The organism is Methylobacterium sp. HJ2 (assembly GCF_056431005.1).
Map to the genome: position 1 here is coordinate 1 of NZ_JBWJYM010000015.1, position 16596 is coordinate 16596.

Below are 16596 nucleotides of genomic sequence, written 5' to 3' on the forward strand. Positions count from 1 at the left end.
GTCCGTGAACGCGTAGTAGGGCGCGGCGAGTTCCTCCAGCCAGAAGCCGGTCTTGCGGCCGGTGTCGCCGAGGCGGTCGTGCGAGGTCAGGACGATCAGGATCTTCATCGGGGGTCTCCGGGGCGTGTCTGGGTCTGCCGTTCGCACGCTCGCGCGGGGGGCGGTCGTGGCGGCACGCCACCCCGTCCGTGGAGCGCTCGACGATCCTCTCGCGCACGCGCGCGAATTCGGTTCGGGGCCACCATCGATCGCGCCCCGAGGCCCTCCCGCCGCATCGCGACCCGCTGCGGCGGGCATGCCCCGACGACGTCTCCCCGGTCGCTGCGGTTGCCGTCATCGCCCCCCGGTGCCGATCGAGCCCGGCCCCGGGTCGGCATGGCATCCTCAGGGATGCTGCGGCAGCGGGCCCTTGCCCGCCTGGGCCAGGCCCTTGCCCGCCTGGGCCAAGCTGTTGCCCGCCTGGGCATCGAACTCGTCCCGCAGATACGGCGCCGTGCGACTCTCCCGCGCCTGGGCCACGATCTCGGGACGGCCGGCCGCCACCACGGTGCCGCCCAGGCTTCCGGCGCCGGGCCCCACGTCGATGACGTGATCAGCCGCAGCGACGACGCGCATGTCGTGCTCGACCATGACGACCGTGTTGCCCGCATCGACCAGGCCGTTGAGCTGGGCCATGAGGCGATCCACGTCGGTCGGGTGCAATCCTGTCGTCGGCTCGTCGAGGACATAGAGCGTGCCCCCGCGCTGCCCCCTCTGCAATTCGGTCGCGAGCTTGATGCGCTGGGCCTCCCCGCCGGAGAGTTCGGTCGCCGGCTGGCCGAGGCGCAGGTAGCCGAGGCCGAGATCCCGCAGCACGGCGAGCGGCCGCAGTACGGAGGGCTCGTCCGCGAAGGCCGCGCAGGCGCGCTCGACGGTCAGCCCGAGCACGTCCGCGATGGTCAGCCCGTTCCAGGTGACCTCCAGCGTCGCCGGCGCGTAGCGGGAGCCGTGGCAGGTCGGGCAGGGGGCGTAGACGCTCGGCATGAACAGGAGTTCGACGCTGACGAAGCCCTCGCCCTCGCAGGCCGGGCAGCGGCCCTTCGCGACGTTGAAGGAGAAGCGGCCGGCATCGTAGCGGCGTCGGCGTGCCTCGGGCGTGGCGGCGAACAGTTTGCGCACGGCGTCGAACAGGCCGGTATAGGTCGCGAGGTTCGAGCGGGGCGTGCGCCCGATCGGTTTCTGATCGACCTTCACCAAGCGACGAATCGCGTCCATGCCGCCGACGATGCGCCCCTCAGTCGGGCCCGGCGCATCGTCGTGGGGATCCTCCGGCTCGTCTCCGGTGTCGACGGGCCTGCCGAGGCGGTCGCCGACGAGTTCCAGCAAGGCCTGGCTGACGAGGCTCGACTTGCCGGAGCCGGAGATGCCGGTCACGGCGGTGAGACAGCCCAGCGGGAACGAGGCCGACACGCCGCGCAGGTTGTTGCGGACGATCCCCTCCAGGTGCAGCCATCCCGAGGGCTCGCGCCGCAGGCACCGCGGCGGTTCGGCGAGTCCGAACAGGTGCAGGCGCGTGCGCGACGCCTCCACCGCGCGCAGGCCCTCCGGCGGGCCGCTGTAGAGCACAGTGCCCCCGTGCTCGCCCGCATCCGGGCCGACATCGACCAGCCAGCCGGCGCGACGCATCGTGCCGAGGTCGTGCTCGACGACGAACAGCGAATTGCCCGCCGCGAGCAGCCCGGCGAGGGCGTCGTGCATGGCATCCCCGTCGGCGGGGTGCAGACCCGCCGTCGGCTCGTCGAGCACGTAGGCCACGCCGAAGAGTTGGGAGCGGAGCTGGGTGGCCAGGCGCAGGCGCTGCAATTCGCCCGACGACAGGGTCGTGGTCACCCGGTCCAGGGGCAGGTAGCCGAGGCCCAGATCCGTGAGCGTCCCGATGCGGTCGATGAGATCGGCGGCGATGCGCTGGGCGGCGAGCCGCTTCTCGATCGAGAGGTTCGGCGTCGCGCGCACGTCCGGCGCGCCGGCATGGGCCGACGCCCCGGAAGCGGCCCGCCGCGCCCGATCCCGCCGGCCCACTTCGCGATCGAGCGTCCCGGGATCGGCGGTCTCGCCGGTGCCGTCATCGGGCAGCCGGTCCTCGGCGACCGGCCGCAACACCGCGGCGAGGTCGGAGAGCGGCAGGCGCGACATGTCGCCGATATCGAGACCCGCGAAGGTGACCGAGAGCGCCTCGGGCTTCAGGCGCTTGCCGTGGCAGACGGGGCAGTCCTCGCTGACGAGGTAGCGCGCCGCCCGCCGACGCATGAGGGCGCTCTGCGAATGGGTGAAGGTGCCGAGCACGTGGCGGCGGGCGCTCGTGAACGTCCCCATGTAGCTCGGCTCCAGGCGACGCTTGCGGGCGGCCCGCGTCTGCTCCGGGGAGAGCCCGGCATAGACCGGCTCCTGCGGCTGGTCGTCCGTGAACAGGATCCAGTCCCGGAGTGCTCGCGGCAGGTCCTTCCAGGGCGTGTCGACGTCGACCCCCCGGCTCACCAGGATGTCCCGCAGGTTCTGCCCGCCCCAGGCCTGCGGCCAGGCCGCGACGGCGCGCTCGCGGATCGTCAGCGACGGGTCGGGCACCATGGACGCTTCCGTGGCCCGGTAGATCCGTCCGAGCCCGCCGCAGGATGGGCAGGCGCCCTGGGGCGTGTTGGGCGAGAAATCCTCCGCGTAGAGCATCGGCTGGCCCGGCGGGTAGGTGCCGGCGCGCGAGTACATCAGCCGCACGAGGCTCGACAGGGTGGTGACGCTGCCGACCGAGGAGCGGGCGCTGGGCGTGCCGCGCTGCTGCTGGAGGGCGACGGCCGGGGGAAGGCCCTCGATGGCGTCGACGTCGGGCACGCCGACCTGGTCGATCATCCGCCGCGCGTAGGGGGCGACCGACTCGAAGTAGCGACGCTGGGCCTCGGCATAGAGCGTGCCGAAGGCGAGGGAGGACTTGCCGGAGCCGGAGACCCCCGTGAACACCACGAGGGTGTCGCGCGGCAGCTCCACGTCGACGTCGCGCAGGTTGTGCTCCCTGGCGCCCGTCACCGTGACATAGCCCGGCCGTCCCGCGCCTGATCGCGTCATCCCGACCAGGTCTCTGGGCTTCGGCTGGTCCATGACACCTCCTCTCGACGGGCCCTCTCCCGCCGGACACCCGATCGGATTGCGCCCCGTCAGGAGATCCGGGAGCGCGGCTGCTCCTTGCTGCCCTCCTGTCGGATCGCTCCTCCGGACGACGGCCGACGCGGCGTGGCCGGAGCGCGGGGGGCCCGGATCCGCATCGTGTGGCCGACATCCGCCTGCCGCCGCTCCGGCCGGGCGACACCCCCGTGAGGCACAACCGCGCTTGCCCACAGGGTCGCCAGCCGCGTCGACGGAACGGCGCGCACCGGCCCTACCTGCCGCCCCACGCCCCGACGTCAACCCGATCGGCAACGCCGTCGCGACGCCGCAGGCCCGTTCCGTTGCCGACGACCCAATCCGAGCGGCCACAGCTCCGATGCGACGGGCCGGAGTTCAGACGTCTGCGGGCCCGGCGACCGGATCCCGGCGACCGGATCAGGCGGACGAAGCCACCCGGGGGCGGCCCCGCCGCACGCTCGGGCACGGTCAGGCGGCCGGAACGCGCTTGGACACCGCGGCGAGGGGCGGGGCGTGTTTCAGGTCGGGGGGCGTTTTGAAGTCCCGAGCCGCACCGCGGGACGCCTTGACGCCACGCGGAAAGCCGCTGCGATCCCGATAGGAGCGTCGACGCCCCGCCCCCCGGCTGTGCCGCGCCGTGGTGGCCTGGGCGTCCATCAGGTCGATTGCGGTGATGCCGAGCAGCAGAGCCAGTGCGACCACGACATTGTCGCGCTTCGGGTTGTCCGACCGCAGCGCCGTCATCACGGTCGCGATGTCGAGGCCGTCGCCGGCAACCCGGCTCCAGAGCCCGAGCGTCTTGTCGACCGACAGCGAGAGGACGCCGCTGCCGATCTCGCGCGCGCCGTAGGCGCGCACCAGGGCCTCCTTGCCCTCCATGCCGAGCGCCGCCGTGATGCGCCGGGGTGCCAGGAGTTGGGTGAGACCCAGGCCGATGCTGAACCAGCCGAGCCCCTTGGCGAGGCTGTCCGGGATGCCGCGCGAACTCGGCCCGGACTGTAGGACCTTCGGATCGCCCTCGGACCGCGCGATGTTCGAGAGGCTCGTCATGTTCATCATGCTCCCTCCGCAAAGTGTCAGGGTTTGAGAACGACCTTGATGCAGCTGTCCTGCTTGTCCCGGAACATCCGGTACATCTCGGGACCCTTCTCGAGCGGGACCTCGTGCGTGATGACGAAGGAGGGGTCGATCTGCTCCTCCTCGATCCGGCGCAGGAGATCGCCTGTCCAGCGCTGAACGTGGGTCTGGCCCATACGGAACGTCAGGCCCTTGTTCATCGCCGCGCCCATCGGGATCTTGTCCGCGAGGCCGCCATAGACCCCCGGGATCGAGATCAGGCCGCCCGGCCGGCACACGTAGATCATCTCCCGCAGCACGTGCGGCCGGTCGTTCTCGGCCAGGACGATCTGCTTGGCCCGGTCGTAGACCGTGTCCGGCATGGTGGGGCTGACATGGCTTTCCATGCCGATGCAGTCGATGCACTTCTCGGGACCCTCGCCGCTCGTCAGCTCGTTCAGGCGCTCGACGACGTTCTCCTCAGTGAAGTTGATGGTGACGGCACCGCCCGCCTCGGCCATCTCCAGCCGCTCCGGCAGGTGGTCGATGGCGACGACCTGCTCGGCGCCCAGGAGCACGGCCGAGCGGATCGTCATCTGGCCGACCGGTCCGCACCCCCAGATCGCCACGGTGTCCGTGGGCTGGATGTCGGCCTGTACGGCCGCCTGCCACCCGGTCGGGAAGATGTCCGAGAGGAAAAGCAGCTTCTCGTCGGGGATGCCCTCGGGCACCTTCTGGACGGTCGCATCGGCGAACGGCACCCGCAGGTACTCGGCCTGGCCGCCCGGGTAGCCGCCGGTGAGATGCGAGTAGCCGAACAGGCCCGCGGTGGTGTGCCCGAAGACCTTGTCGGCAAGGTACTTCTTGCGGTTGCTCCGCTGGCAGACGGAGAAGTAGCCGCGTTTGCACTGATCGCACTCGCCGCAGACGATGGTGAACGGGACCACGACGCGGTCGCCCGTCTTCAGCGTGCCGTTGAGCCCGCGCCCGGTCTCGACGACCTCTCCCATGGTCTCGTGACCCAGGACGTCGCCGGGGAGCATGGCGGGAATGAAGTTGTGAAAGAGGTGCAGGTCCGAGCCGCAGATCGCGCAGCTCGTGACTTTGACAATGACGTCGCGTCCGTCCTCGATCGCCGGATCGGTGACGGTGTCGCAGCGGATATCCTCTTTCCCGTGCCAGACCAGGGCGCGCATGCCTTTCTCCCGTTGATTGAGTGCGGAACGCCTCGACAGACCCGCAGAACCCGTTCGATCCGGACCATCCGAGGACGTACGGACCGAGGTTCCGTCCGAAGAATTCAAGCTTCCATGGGATTTCGCCCAAAATAGATCCCGTTAAGTCCTCAATCCGTTCAATAACGATGCAGATATCTCCATCGATCGTCTGGTGAATTCATCGTCCGGCAATCAAGGCGGAGCGAGCGCAGCCGCCGGTCCTGGCTGGTCATCCGCCCCTCATCGTTCAGGGGCGCGAGGCAGCGAGAACAGGGTGTCCGATCTGCCGTCGCCGTTTCGATCACCGCCGTCCCTGTGACGAGCGTGGAAAGACGCGGTCCATCTTCGAATAGGCTCCGCGTAATCTTGAGCGGGCCGTGTTCCTGGCCAGGATTTACGGCTCCTGTGGTCGCCGGATCGGCAAAATACTGGAAATGCTCTGGCCGACTTAGGTACGAACCGAGACGACCGACACCCGTTTCCCGCGGACGAATCCTTAGGACACCTCCGGTGCGCGCCTCTTTCTCAGGCCCGGACAGGACCTGCGCCGCTGGCGAGCGGGATACCGGAGGAGGCCTAGGGACATGCCCGGATCCCCCGGCGCGACGCGCGACGTCACCTTCGCGCCGACGAGGGTGGCCGGGCTGCCCGCCGGATGGGAGATCCGCCGTGAGTGATGTGCTTTCGCAGGACGACCGCGACGCCTGCGCGCGCGCGGCCTTCGCCGAGATCGAGGCCGTGCTCGATCGTCGCTGTCCCGAGATGAAGGGCGTCTTCTGGACCGCCGTCGATCGGTACTATCGGGCGAACGCCCCACCCGGTGAACAGCCTCAAGCGTCGGCGGAGCCGAGGCGGGACATGCGGGGATCCGCACGCGTGGAGGGATCCGCACGCGGTTGACAGGGATCGTCCTAAGGACATGTCCCCGGAACGGCCACCGCAGCGGGCCGGTTCGCGATAGGAGCGGCGCCCGTCGGGCCCGGAGCTTCGCGGACGGCTCATCCATGCTGGCGGCCTTTGAACGCGCGTCGGGCGCCATCGTGATGGCCGTAATCCTCCTCGACGTGTTCCTCACCGTCCTCTACGCCCGCATCGGCACCGGGCTGATCGCCGAGCGCGCCGCACATCTCACCTGGATCGCTCTGCGCCACGTCGCGGAGGCGGTTCCCGCGCGTCGCGGCCCGGTGTTGTCCCTCTGCGGCCCGATCATCCTTCTGCTCTACGTCCTGCTCTGGGCCATCGGTCTGACGCTCGGCGCCGGGCTGATCATCCATCCCAGCCTCGGCACGGGCGTCCAGGCGAGCAACGGCCCGACACCCACGGACTTCGTCGCCGCGCTCTATGCCGGGGGCAGCAGCATGGCCCTCGTCGGCGCTAGCGACTTCAAGCCGACGACCGAGGCCTACCGGCTCTGCTATCTCGTGAACTCGCTGATCGGGATGTCGGTGACCTCGTTGGTCCTGACCTACGTCATGCAAGTCTACGGCGCCCTTCGGCAGCGCAACGCACTCGGATTGCAGCTCTACGTCCTCTCCGGGGAAACCGCGGATGCGGGCGCGTTGCTGGCGCGGCTGGGGCCTCGCGGGCAGTTCAGCGCCGGCTACAGCCATCTCGTCACGCTGGCCGACGAGATCGCCGCGATGAAGGAGACCCACCACTTCTACCCGGTGCTGTTCTATTTCCGCTTCCGGCAGCCGTACTATTCGGTCTCGGCTCAGGCGCACCTCATCCTCGATACCGTGTCGCTGATCCGCAGCACGCTCACGGGTGCGGAGACGGCCTGGCTCAAGGACGCCGCCGCGGTCGAGGCACTCTGGCGCGTGGCGCTGAAGCTGGTCGTCACGCTCGAAACGGCCTTCCTGCCGGGCGACGCGTCGGCGGCGGCGGCCGATCCCGAAGAGCGGCAGAGGTGGCGGGCCCATTGGCAGCGGGCGGCGTCCCGGCTCGCCGAGCAGGGGGTCGCGGTCGCGCAGGCGGAAACCGGGGAGCCCGCCTACCTCGACCTGCGCGCGCGCTGGTCGCCGCACATCGCGCGACTCGCTCCTGCGATGGCCTATCGGAGCGCGGACATCGACCCCCACGGATCGGAGGACCCCTAAGGGACAAGCCGGATGTGCCGGTGTCGCGCCGTCGGGAGAATGAGGCGACCATTCTGGAGGAAGCCCATGGCGATACTCGCCTCAATGACCATGACGGATCCCGCCGCATCCGGGGCCATTCGGGTGCCGCGGCATTCGGACTGGATGCCGGAAGCGCCGAGCGCCGCCTGTGCGCTGACGCGGAAGCTCGATGGCTTCGTCGCGCTGACGCATCAGGATCGCGCGGCACTCGAGGGTCTGATCGTCTACGTTCGGCCGTTCGAGCGGCATACCGTCCTGATCGAGCAGGACGGCTTGGCCGACCACGCGATCATCGTGTTCTCCGGGTTCGTGGCCCGTTACAAGCGCCGCGCGTCCGGTCAACGTCAGATCGTGGCCTACCTGATCCCTGGCGATCTCTGCGACCGTGGCGCCCTCCACGGCTACCCGCTCGACCACGCGATGGAGGCGCTCACCCATTGCCGGATCGCCAAGGTTCCGCGCGCGGCCTACCTCGATCTGCTCGGTCGGCATCCCCGCATCGCCCTGGCCTTGCAGCATGCGCGGTTCGCCGAAGAGGCGACAGCCCGCGAGTGGCTGGTCAGCATCGGCATGCGCTCGGGTCTCGAGCGCACGGCGCATCTCCTGTGCGAATTGCTGGAACGTCTGGGGGCGATCGGCCAAGTCACCGACGGCCAGTACGGCCTGCCGCTGACGCAGATGGATCTCGCCGACACGCTCGGACTCTCGACCGTGCACGTCAACCGGGTGCTGCAGGCCCTGCGGCGCGACGGGCTGATCGCGCTGCGCGGACGCCGCCTGCAGATCCTCGCACCGCAGCAGCTGCGCCAGCTCGCGGAGTTCGAGTCCGGCTACCTCTGATGCCGGGCGGGCTTTCCGGCTGGCCGAGGTGGCCAGGTCCCGGGTTCCGGCCACGGGCGGCCTGCACATCGCCCCCGGATGGGCGCATGCCGGCTGTGGCCGCAATCGGCACCACCGTGTCGTGCGAGAGGGTGAAGGGGCAGCCTGCCGAGCCCGTCGAGGATCCTGCGCCGCCTCGCTCCGACCAGGGCCGGAGGGCGGCCTATGCGTCGAGCCGACGGGCGGGCTGCACGCCCGCCGCCGCCGCGATGAGGATGGCTTCCGGTAAGGTGCGCGCACCGAGCGCCTCCATGACCCGAGCGCGGTGGATCTCCACCGTACGCGGGCTCAGCCCCAGGGTTCGCCCGATGGTCTTGTTGGTGCCGCCGGCCAGCAAACCCTCCAGCACCTCGCGCTCCCGCGCGGACAACGCCGCGATCCGGTCGCGGGCTTCATCGCGCCCGCGCGCTTGATCGGCCTCGGCATGGATCTCGGCCAGCGCCGTCCGGACGGCGAACAGCAGCGCCTCCGGCGTCCAGGGCTCTTCGAGGAAGTCGACCGCTCCCGCCTTTGGCGCGGACCCCGAAGGCGACCTCGCCCCGGCTCGCACCGGTCGCCACCACGGGCAGGTGCGCGCGTGCGGCCTTCAAGGCGCTCGCTGCGACCAAGTCGCCGGGCTCCTTGACCTGGAGTACGACGCAGCCCGGCATCAGCGAGCCCGCCACGACGAGGAAGGCCTCGCTGCTCGCGAAGGCCTGCGCCTCGTAGCCTGCGGCCTGCAGAACTCCGACGAGGCTTCGCCGGGCGTCGTCTCCGGCGGCGATCACATAGGCGCGCAGGCCCGTCTCGGTGGTGACGTCCTGCGCGATCCCGCCGACCAGTCGGATGTGGCCGTCGATCGGGGGAATCGGGAACAAGGTGTCGCGAATGCGGCGCACGGCGCGGTCCGCGGCGCGCAGGATGCGGTACTCCAGGACCAGGGTCTCGCCGCTGCCGACCCGCTCCAGCGCCCGTGCGGCGGCATCGCGGTCCTCCGGATGGACGCTGGCGAGCCAGCCCGCGACATCCGGCATATCCTCGATGGGCATGCCCCAGACCTGCGCGAAGGCCGGGCTGAGATAATCGAGCCGCCCACTCTGCAAGTCGGCGAGCCAGAGCACGTTCGTCGAGTGCTCGGCGAAGCGCCGGAAGCGCTCCTCACTCTCGCGCAGGGCGACCTCGGCGCGCTTTTCCCGATCGATGTCCTGCACCACCACGATGGCGCCGTTGATCTCGTGGTCGACGTTGTGAAACGGAGCGGCGCTCACGCGCGTCCAGCACTCGCGGCCATCCGGGTGGGTGAAGATAAAGTCGACGCCCGGAACGACGGTCTCACCCCGCAGGCCCCGGGCTCCGGGATAATCCGCCGCGTTCAGCCGTCGCCCGTCCGGCGTGTAGGCCCTCCAGCGCTCACTCGCCCCCGACTCCGCGGAGGGGATCCGTTCGAGCGCGTAGTGATCGAGCACTTGGTTTGCCAGCGCGATGGTGCCGTCCGGATTGACGAGGCCGACTCCGATCGGCAGCTGCGCCAGCGTCGCTGAAAGCCGGTGCTCGCTCTCGCGCAGCGCGGCCTCGGCGCGCATCTGCGCGGTGATCTCGACCACGACGCCGACGAAAGACACCGGCCGACCGTCCTCGAAGCCGGTCCGGCCATGGGTCGAGACCCAGCGCACGACACCGTCGCGGATGCCGATGACGCGGTACTTGATGTGGTAGACGCCGTCGCCGGCCGGGTCCGTACAGCCTGCGACGGCCGCCTCCACCCGCGAGCGGTCGTCCGGGTGAATGGCGGAGCGCCAGACCTGTTCGTCGACCGGCGCCTCGGGTGGCAGGCCCCACAGCGCCTTCAGATGGGCGCCCCAGTCGAGCGCGCCGCTTTGCGGATCCCAGGAATAGGCCGAGAGACCGACGAGATCGATGGCGGCCTGAAGCCGGGTCTCACTCGCGCGCAGCCGTGCCTCGGACTGCTTGCGGGCCGAGATGTCCGTCCCGATCATCGCCGCGCCAATGAACATCCGCGCGTCATCGTAGAGGGCGAAGGCCCGCCACAGGACCGTCATTCCGGCGCCGCCGCTGAAATGCCGGAACCGTACCTCCGCCTCCCAGTACCCGTCTCGCAGCAGGGCCGGCAGCGCGACGTCGTGGATGGCGTCTTGGTCGACGGCCTGGAAGAAGTCCGCCACCGCGAGGCCCGCGATGTCTTCGTCAGGCTGGAGCCCGACCATGCTGCGTCCGGCCGCGTTCAGGAAAACCGGTCTGAGCTCGGTATCCACGATACCGATGAACACCCGTGACTGCCGGATAACAGCCGCGAACAATTCATCGAGCTGAGGCGCTCGTACAGGTTCAGAATAATCTCGCAGGCCGTCAATGCTCGGGCCAAATCGAGCCCGTCTATCGGCGTTGCTGGGAGATCCATCCTGGCACATTCACGCTTGGCTTTCTTCAGCTACGGTTGGGCACCGGTTCTGAAGTCCGGGAGGTGGCGTCCTCGGTTGACGATCATACATCGTCAAGCGGCGATATGATCTTCCATTTTTGGGAAAGATACAAACTATGTCAGTGTGTTGCGCTCAATATGGTTGTGGTCAATCGGATACGTATTGCCGCGCTGGGAACAAGTATTGAATTCCGATCGGATCGAACGAGAGAGGATCGAGCAAGACGTCCATCGCTGCGGCGCGCGGGCGCGCGATGATCAGCCCGGCCGACGGGCCTGGGCGGGTCGTGCGGGGCATGGCAGCCGCCTTCCCTCCCGGTCCCGGGCTGGGCCCCGGGGGATCGGGCCGGCCCCCATGCGCGAGCACGCTCGGTTGATGGACGCGCCTCCTCGACCGACCACGCTCGTTGGCCTGCGGGCGAGCCGAGCGGCCTCGCGTCGAGGCTGTGGGGAGCCGTACGGCTGCGAGGACCGCGCTGGCACCGGCAGCGCCGGCCGAGAGGCGCTCCTCAGAAAAGCGGGAACAGCTACAACGTGCGGTCCGTTGCTTGGTGCCACTTCTAGGAGTCACCCTGCATGGACGTTTGGCAGCTCATCGCGCGCGATCACGAGAACATCGCCCAGCTTATCCGCGAGATCCCCTATGCCCTGAACGGCTCGGGCGTGATCCGCAGCCGGGAGCGCATGCTGAGCGACCTCATGGACGAACTCGAGCTGCACGCGATCGGGCTCGATGCCAGCCTCTATGCTCCGCTCAGCCGGGATAGCAGGACGCGGCCGCTCATCGAGGACCTGCACTGCGAGCACGCGGAATTCACGCGCCAGCTCAAGGGCTTGGCACGCTATCGGCGGACGGGTTCGGCCGGCTGGCTGAACACCTTCGAGGATGTCACCTTCCTCATCGACCAACACCTGCACCGCCATGCCCACGAGCTGATCCCGGCCGCCCGCTCGCGGTTCTCGCCGCAGGAGGCCGAGAACGCCATGCGGGCCTTCATCCGGGCGAAGACCAGGGCGTTCCAGGCGCGGCGGCGGAGCGGCACGGTGAGCGGCCTCCTGTCGGACGACACCGGCCGCACGGCCCTGATCGCTGCCGTGTTGGGTGGCGCCGGCTACCTGGCTTGGCGCACAGGGCTCTTCGGCAACGCGAAGCCCCGAGGGGGCCGAGCGGCCGTCAGCCGATCCGGGAGCGAGACGCAGGTCGAGCGCCGCGAGCGTCGGCTCGATGAGGCCGTTGCGGATACGTTCCCGGCGAGCGACCCGATCTCCCCGGGACGATTCACGAAATAGCGGCCCGCGCCGGGCGGGAGCGGGGTGCTGGCGCCCGTCCGGGGCGCGCCGTCGAGGAGGCCCTCCGCCAGTGGCTGCCTCGCCCTCGGGCGGGGCGGCTGCCGGCACCGGGCGGGGGGCCGGCAACGAGGGAGGGCGCCGAACCCTCTCGAGCCTCAAAGATTTTCTCGCCCGCAGGCGTGAATCCGGCGGTTCTATCTCGGATGGCCTCGGTGGCAGACCGGATTAATCCCGATGGCGTGGCTGTAACAGACTGGGCATTAGAAAAATAGCCGGCGGATTAATCCGCCTCACTGTTTGTCGGCGGTCCAATCTGCTTGTGGAACGCTTTCTTCCTGCGGCGAATTTCTTCCGAGAAGTTCCTCAGGAGACGCGCAATGCGCCAGACGCTCACAGCCCTCACTCTGCTCACCCTGCTCGGCCTCAGCCCGGCCGCCGCACAGACCACCGTGACCAGCAAGCCCGCACCCGATGCAGCCACGAGCGAGACCTCAGGCGGCCAGAAGGCCGTCACCCGCCCGAACACCGATCGGCCGGACGCCAGCAACCCGAGCACCACGGGCACCGCCTCGCAGGCCAAGCTGGAGGAAGGCTCCAACAGCTTCACCGAGGCGCAGATCCGTCATCGCCTGGATGAGGCCGGCTACAAGGACGCCAAGGACCTCAAGAAGGACGACAAGGGCATCTGGCGGGGCACCGCGATGATGAACGGCAAGGCCGTGCCTGTCGGCGTGGACTTCAAGGGCAACGTCGCCGCGCAGTGAGCGGCAGCCGCACGCCCGACATCGAGACGAACCGTCAGGAGGCCATCATGGCACAGCAAACCATCACCGCCCTGTTCGACCGCTACGAGGATGCCAGCGAGGCCGTCGCGAAGCTCGAGGCGGGGGGCATCCCGCATTCCGACATCAGCATCGTCAGCAACAACGAAGGCGACCGCCATGCGGGCCGCCTGGGCTCCGGGGACCACCCGCATGCCAAGCACGGTGCCGAGACCGGCGCGGGCACCGGGGCGACGCTCGGCACGCTGGCGGGCGGCGCAGCGGGTCTGCTCGCCGGCCTCGGTCTTCTGGCTATTCCGGGCGTCGGCCCCGTGGTTGCCGCCGGTTGGCTCGTCAGTGCCGTCACGGGCGCGGGGATCGGCGCGGCAGCGGGCGGGCTGGCCGGGGGGCTGGCGGGCGCCGGCATGAGCGAGGGCGATGCCCACGCCTATTCGGAGGGAGTGCGCCGGGGCGGGACGCTCGTGACGGTGCGCGCCGACAGCGCCCGGGCGCCCATGGTCATGGATGCCCTGGAGCAGCACGGCTCGATCGATATGGACGAGCGGACACAGGGTTGGCGTTCGGAGGGCTGGACGGCGCCGACGGCCACCAGCACCACCGAGCTCCAGCCTCCGGTCTCCGGCACCGGCCTGTCGACGGCCGGGATGGTGGAGGGGCGCAACCGTGTGCGTGCCTATCCGAGCGCCGAGAACATGCCGTAGGGCTCCCACGCCCGCACCTGGGCCGGCGGCCCGTTTCGGGCTCGCCGGCCACGGGTTGCCGGTGGATGGCGGGCCGGGAGGACCGGGCGCCGAGCCGAGGTCGGCTCGACCCCTCGAAATCCTCGTGCGGCTGAGGCCGCAGGGCGCGCCTCATGCCCGAGCACGAATCCGGACCCGACGCCAGCGGCTGAACGCCTCCGTGCCGCATCTCTGCGTCCGCCATTCATCGCGCCAACGGATTCAGCCCCCGCTTTCGGCCGCGGGCCTGAAGCACGCGAAAGCTTTCATCGGGAAATCTGCCCGGCTTGCGGATGGAAACGCTGTGCTTCCGCATCGGCTGACGGAGATCGAATACCGCGATTTTTCACCGACATCCGTAATGGCCGCAGCGTGCCCGACACCGACGGCCCGCAGCTGCCAGACCACGCGCAGGCTATTTGGCGGGATTAAAGTACAAGCGCTGATCGTTGCACAGCTAGACCGAAAGCGGGCGGAGTGCGCGATGGCAGCGCGATTTGGCATCACGGGCACCGGACCATCCGGTGATGCCTCGGAAACTCGCCGCCATCCCGCAAGCGCCATCGTGCTGGCCATGAAATGGGAAGAACTTGGCTACCGCCACGTGCAGATCACAGATTCTCGCGGGCGCGCCTATACGATCTCCGCGTTCCGACAGCGCTTCCTGCAATCCAAGACCAACGCGCCGGCGTAGCCTCAGCCGCCGCGGAAATGTCCCCGATCCGGTAGGCCGGCTGCAGGCCGAGGCCCGTCAGCGCCGCCCCCTCGCGCACCCCCGAGCCCTGGACCGATGCCGCCCGCACGGCATCGCACGGCCCTGCCGCCCGGCCCGGGGATGATGCCGGAATTCGATATCGGCTTCGGGGCCGAGGCGGAGGGCGCGGCCAACGAATTTGGCGCCCAAGGCGCAGGCGCGAAACGGTGCCGGGCCGCGCCCAATCCGGCGGATCGACAGCCCCGGCGATGCGCGTCGGATCACGAACGTCGTCAGCGACACCTGGGCGGGGCTCCTCCTGACCGTTGGGGCGGAGTCTTTCGCTGGGTCGCACGCACGGCGCGGTCCCGTCTTCGATTCAGGGACGAATTTTTCTTAACATATGTGACGCATTTTCGCTCATGAACCAGAACGTGCATCACGCTGGTCTATGCAATCGGACATGCCGATGATCGCCACGCCCCGCAAACTTCCGAGCTTGTCCCTGGCAGCGCGGGTCGCGCTCACGGGCAGCCTGTTCGTCCTGCTGGCGACCCTCCTCGTGGGCGGCTCCATCCTCTTCGAAGCGCGCACGATCATGCAGGCTCGAGCGGCGGACGTGCTGGACAGCAACCTGCGCCTGTTCAAGGCGACGCTGGTGCCGGCAGGCGAGGCCGCATCCTACACCATCCAGGACGGGCAGCTGCGCGTCGGTCGGAAGGCGATCACCGAGACCGAGACTGCGGTCGATCAGGTCGCCCAGGTCACGGGCGGAACCGCGACCGTCTTCCGCGGGGACGTCCGGGTCGCGACCTCCGTGCGCAAGCCCGATGGCAGCCGTGCGGTCGGCACCAAGCTCGCTGCGGGGCCGGTCTACGATGCCGTCCTCGGGGCAGGGCGAAGCTATCGCGGTGAGGCCGACATTCTGGGCACGCCCTACCTGACGCTCTACGAGCCGATCCGGGATAGCTCCGGGGCGGTGATCGGCGTGCTGTATGTCGGCCTGAAGCGGGCTGATGTTCTGGCCGGGCTCGACCGGATCACCCAGCAAGCCGCGCTGGTCGGCGGCGTGACGATCCTCGCCGCCCTGTCGTTCCTCTGGCTCGGCGTCCGGCGTGCCCTGCGCCCGCTCGACGACCTGCGCACCGCGATGCGCCGTCTGGCCGAGGGTGATCTGGCCGCTCCGGTCCCGAGCCTCGGGCGCCAGGACGAGATCGGTGGGATGGCGTCCGCCGTCCAGATCTTCAAGGACACTCAGATCCGGGCGAGGGCGCTGGAGGAGGAGACGGCCTTCGCCCGCGCCTCGACCGAAGAGCAGCGCAAGCGCGCCATGCGCGACATGGCGGACGGGTTCGAACGGGCGGTGGGCGGCATTGTCGGCCAAGTCTCGGCCTCGGCGAACGAGCTGCAGGCGACGGCGGGAATCATGACGACGACAGCCGACGAGACCACCAGCCAATCCACCACCGTCGCGGCCGCCGCAGCGGACGCCGCTTCCCACGTCGAGACCGTAGCGGCCTCGGCCGAGGAGCTGGGCGTCTCCGTCCAGGAGATCGGCCGACAGGTCTCGAATTCGGCCGACCTCGCGCAGTGCGCCGTCCGGGAGATCGATCGCACCGGCACCCTGGTGCAGGACCTCAGCGGCGCCGTGGCCAAGATCGGGGATGTCATCGGCCTGATCTCCTCGATCGCGGCGCAGACCAACCTGCTCGCGCTCAACGCCACCATCGAGGCGGCGCGGGCGGGCGAGGCCGGCCGCGGCTTCGCCGTGGTGGCCAGCGAGGTCAAGGAGCTCGCCAGCCAGACGGCGCGGGCGACCGAGGAGATTTCCGGTCAGATCGGCCGGATCCAGGGCTCGACGGGCCAGGCGGTGAGCGCCATCGAGGCGATCGCGACGCGCATCCAGGAGATCAGCGGGGTGGCCAACGCCATCGCGGTCGCGGTCGAGGAGCAGGGCGCGGCCACCCAGGAGATCGTCCGCGGCGTGGCCGAGGCCTCGAAGGGTACGGCGGAGGTGACGCGCAATGTCGGGGGCGTGGCGCGAGCGTCCGAGGCGACCGGCGCGGCGGCAGGCCGCGTTCTGTCCTCGGCCTCGGAGCTCTCGCATCAGTCCGGCCACTTGACCGCCGAGGTCGCTCGCTTTCTTGCCACGGTGCGCGCGGCCTGACGATCAGCCATCGTTCGTCGGACACGGTCCGGGACGGGTCCCGGCGCTCGTTGCGATTGTCCCACGCAGGGTCAGTCCCTCGCGCCGGGATCGCATCGCGGGA

General features: G+C 69.6%; 12 protein-coding genes and 1 pseudogene. 7 read left to right on the forward strand and 6 right to left on the reverse strand.

The genetic code is table 11. The features are described 5' to 3' along the window. The 4 genes and pseudogenes from ACS5RC_RS25125 to ACS5RC_RS25140 form a co-directional block, all read right to left on the reverse strand. A pseudogene (locus ACS5RC_RS25125) lies at positions 1–108 on the reverse strand (type 1 glutamine amidotransferase domain-containing protein); the annotation flags it as partial. A gap of 276 nt (positions 109–384) precedes the next feature. Continuing rightward, positions 385–3126, reverse strand: a complete 2742-nt coding sequence (locus tag ACS5RC_RS25130) for an excinuclease ABC subunit UvrA (RefSeq protein ID WP_478346658.1) — start codon at positions 3124–3126, stop codon at positions 385–387. Between the two features lie 492 nt (positions 3127–3618). Continuing rightward, complete coding sequence (locus tag ACS5RC_RS25135) at positions 3619–4209, reverse strand: hypothetical protein (RefSeq protein ID WP_478346659.1); 591 nt, start codon at positions 4207–4209, stop codon at positions 3619–3621. A gap of 17 nt (positions 4210–4226) precedes the next feature. After that, positions 4227–5402 carry a zinc-dependent alcohol dehydrogenase gene (locus tag ACS5RC_RS25140; protein ID WP_478346660.1) on the reverse strand — a complete coding sequence of 392 codons (1176 nt, stop codon included), beginning with the start codon at positions 5400–5402 and terminating at the stop codon, positions 4227–4229. 1025 nt (positions 5403–6427) lie between these two features. On the opposite strand from ACS5RC_RS25140, the gene ACS5RC_RS25145 reads away from it, so the two are divergent. Then, the gene (locus tag ACS5RC_RS25145) at positions 6428–7522 is read left to right on the forward strand and encodes a two pore domain potassium channel family protein (RefSeq protein ID WP_478346661.1); all 1095 of its coding nucleotides are present in this window, start codon (positions 6428–6430) and stop codon (positions 7520–7522) included. Positions 7523–7588: 66 nt separating this feature from the next. Continuing rightward, positions 7589–8383 (forward strand): Crp/Fnr family transcriptional regulator, encoded by a 795-nt coding sequence (locus tag ACS5RC_RS25150; RefSeq protein WP_478346662.1) that lies wholly within the window; start codon positions 7589–7591, stop codon positions 8381–8383. A 202-nt stretch (positions 8384–8585) separates the two neighbouring features. On the opposite strand, the gene ACS5RC_RS25155 is transcribed toward ACS5RC_RS25150, so the two are convergent. Then, positions 8586–8771, reverse strand: a complete 186-nt coding sequence (locus ACS5RC_RS25155) for a LuxR C-terminal-related transcriptional regulator (protein WP_478346663.1) — start codon at positions 8769–8771, stop codon at positions 8586–8588. A 43-nt stretch (positions 8772–8814) separates the two neighbouring features. Then, positions 8815–10830 carry a PAS domain-containing protein gene (locus tag ACS5RC_RS25160; protein ID WP_478346664.1) on the reverse strand — a complete coding sequence of 672 codons (2016 nt, stop codon included), beginning with the start codon at positions 10828–10830 and terminating at the stop codon, positions 8815–8817. A 587-nt stretch (positions 10831–11417) separates the two neighbouring features. Between ACS5RC_RS25160 and ACS5RC_RS25165 the strand changes: the two genes are divergently transcribed. The 5 genes from ACS5RC_RS25165 (at position 11418) to ACS5RC_RS25185 (ending at position 16493) form a co-directional block, all read left to right on the forward strand. After that, positions 11418–12131, forward strand: coding sequence for a hemerythrin domain-containing protein (locus tag ACS5RC_RS25165; RefSeq protein ID WP_478346665.1), 714 nt, complete (start codon positions 11418–11420; stop codon positions 12129–12131). A 377-nt stretch (positions 12132–12508) separates the two neighbouring features. Further along, on the forward strand, positions 12509–12895 hold the full coding sequence (locus ACS5RC_RS25170; protein WP_478346666.1) for a hypothetical protein: 387 nt from the start codon (positions 12509–12511) through the stop codon (positions 12893–12895). Between the two features lie 47 nt (positions 12896–12942). Beyond that, the gene (locus ACS5RC_RS25175) at positions 12943–13614 is read left to right on the forward strand and encodes a hypothetical protein (protein ID WP_478346667.1); all 672 of its coding nucleotides are present in this window, start codon (positions 12943–12945) and stop codon (positions 13612–13614) included. A 199-nt stretch (positions 13615–13813) separates the two neighbouring features. After that, a complete protein-coding gene (locus ACS5RC_RS25180; protein WP_478346668.1) occupies positions 13814–14326 on the forward strand; it encodes a hypothetical protein in 513 nt (170 codons plus the stop codon). Positions 14327–14795: 469 nt separating this feature from the next. Further along, positions 14796–16493 carry a methyl-accepting chemotaxis protein gene (locus ACS5RC_RS25185; RefSeq protein ID WP_478346669.1) on the forward strand — a complete coding sequence of 566 codons (1698 nt, stop codon included), beginning with the start codon at positions 14796–14798 and terminating at the stop codon, positions 16491–16493. Positions 16494–16596 lie beyond the last annotated feature (103 nt).

Excerpts from the sequence above, each read along its gene's own strand:
- ACS5RC_RS25130 (WP_478346658.1), bottom strand. The coding sequence starts at position 3,126 with ATGGACCAGCCGAAGCCCAGAGACCTGGTCGGGATGACGCGATCAGGC.
- ACS5RC_RS25135 (WP_478346659.1), bottom strand. The coding sequence starts at position 4,209 with ATGATGAACATGACGAGCCTCTCGAACATCGCGCGGTCCGAGGGCGAT.
- ACS5RC_RS25140 (WP_478346660.1), bottom strand. The coding sequence starts at position 5,402 with ATGCGCGCCCTGGTCTGGCACGGGAAAGAGGATATCCGCTGCGACACC.
- ACS5RC_RS25145 (WP_478346661.1), top strand. The coding sequence starts at position 6,428 with ATGCTGGCGGCCTTTGAACGCGCGTCGGGCGCCATCGTGATGGCCGTA.
- ACS5RC_RS25150 (WP_478346662.1), top strand. The coding sequence starts at position 7,589 with ATGGCGATACTCGCCTCAATGACCATGACGGATCCCGCCGCATCCGGG.
- ACS5RC_RS25160 (WP_478346664.1), bottom strand. The coding sequence starts at position 10,830 with ATGTGCCAGGATGGATCTCCCAGCAACGCCGATAGACGGGCTCGATTT.
- ACS5RC_RS25165 (WP_478346665.1), top strand. The coding sequence starts at position 11,418 with ATGGACGTTTGGCAGCTCATCGCGCGCGATCACGAGAACATCGCCCAG.
- ACS5RC_RS25170 (WP_478346666.1), top strand. The coding sequence starts at position 12,509 with ATGCGCCAGACGCTCACAGCCCTCACTCTGCTCACCCTGCTCGGCCTC.
- ACS5RC_RS25175 (WP_478346667.1), top strand. The coding sequence starts at position 12,943 with ATGGCACAGCAAACCATCACCGCCCTGTTCGACCGCTACGAGGATGCC.
- ACS5RC_RS25185 (WP_478346669.1), top strand. The coding sequence starts at position 14,796 with ATGATCGCCACGCCCCGCAAACTTCCGAGCTTGTCCCTGGCAGCGCGG.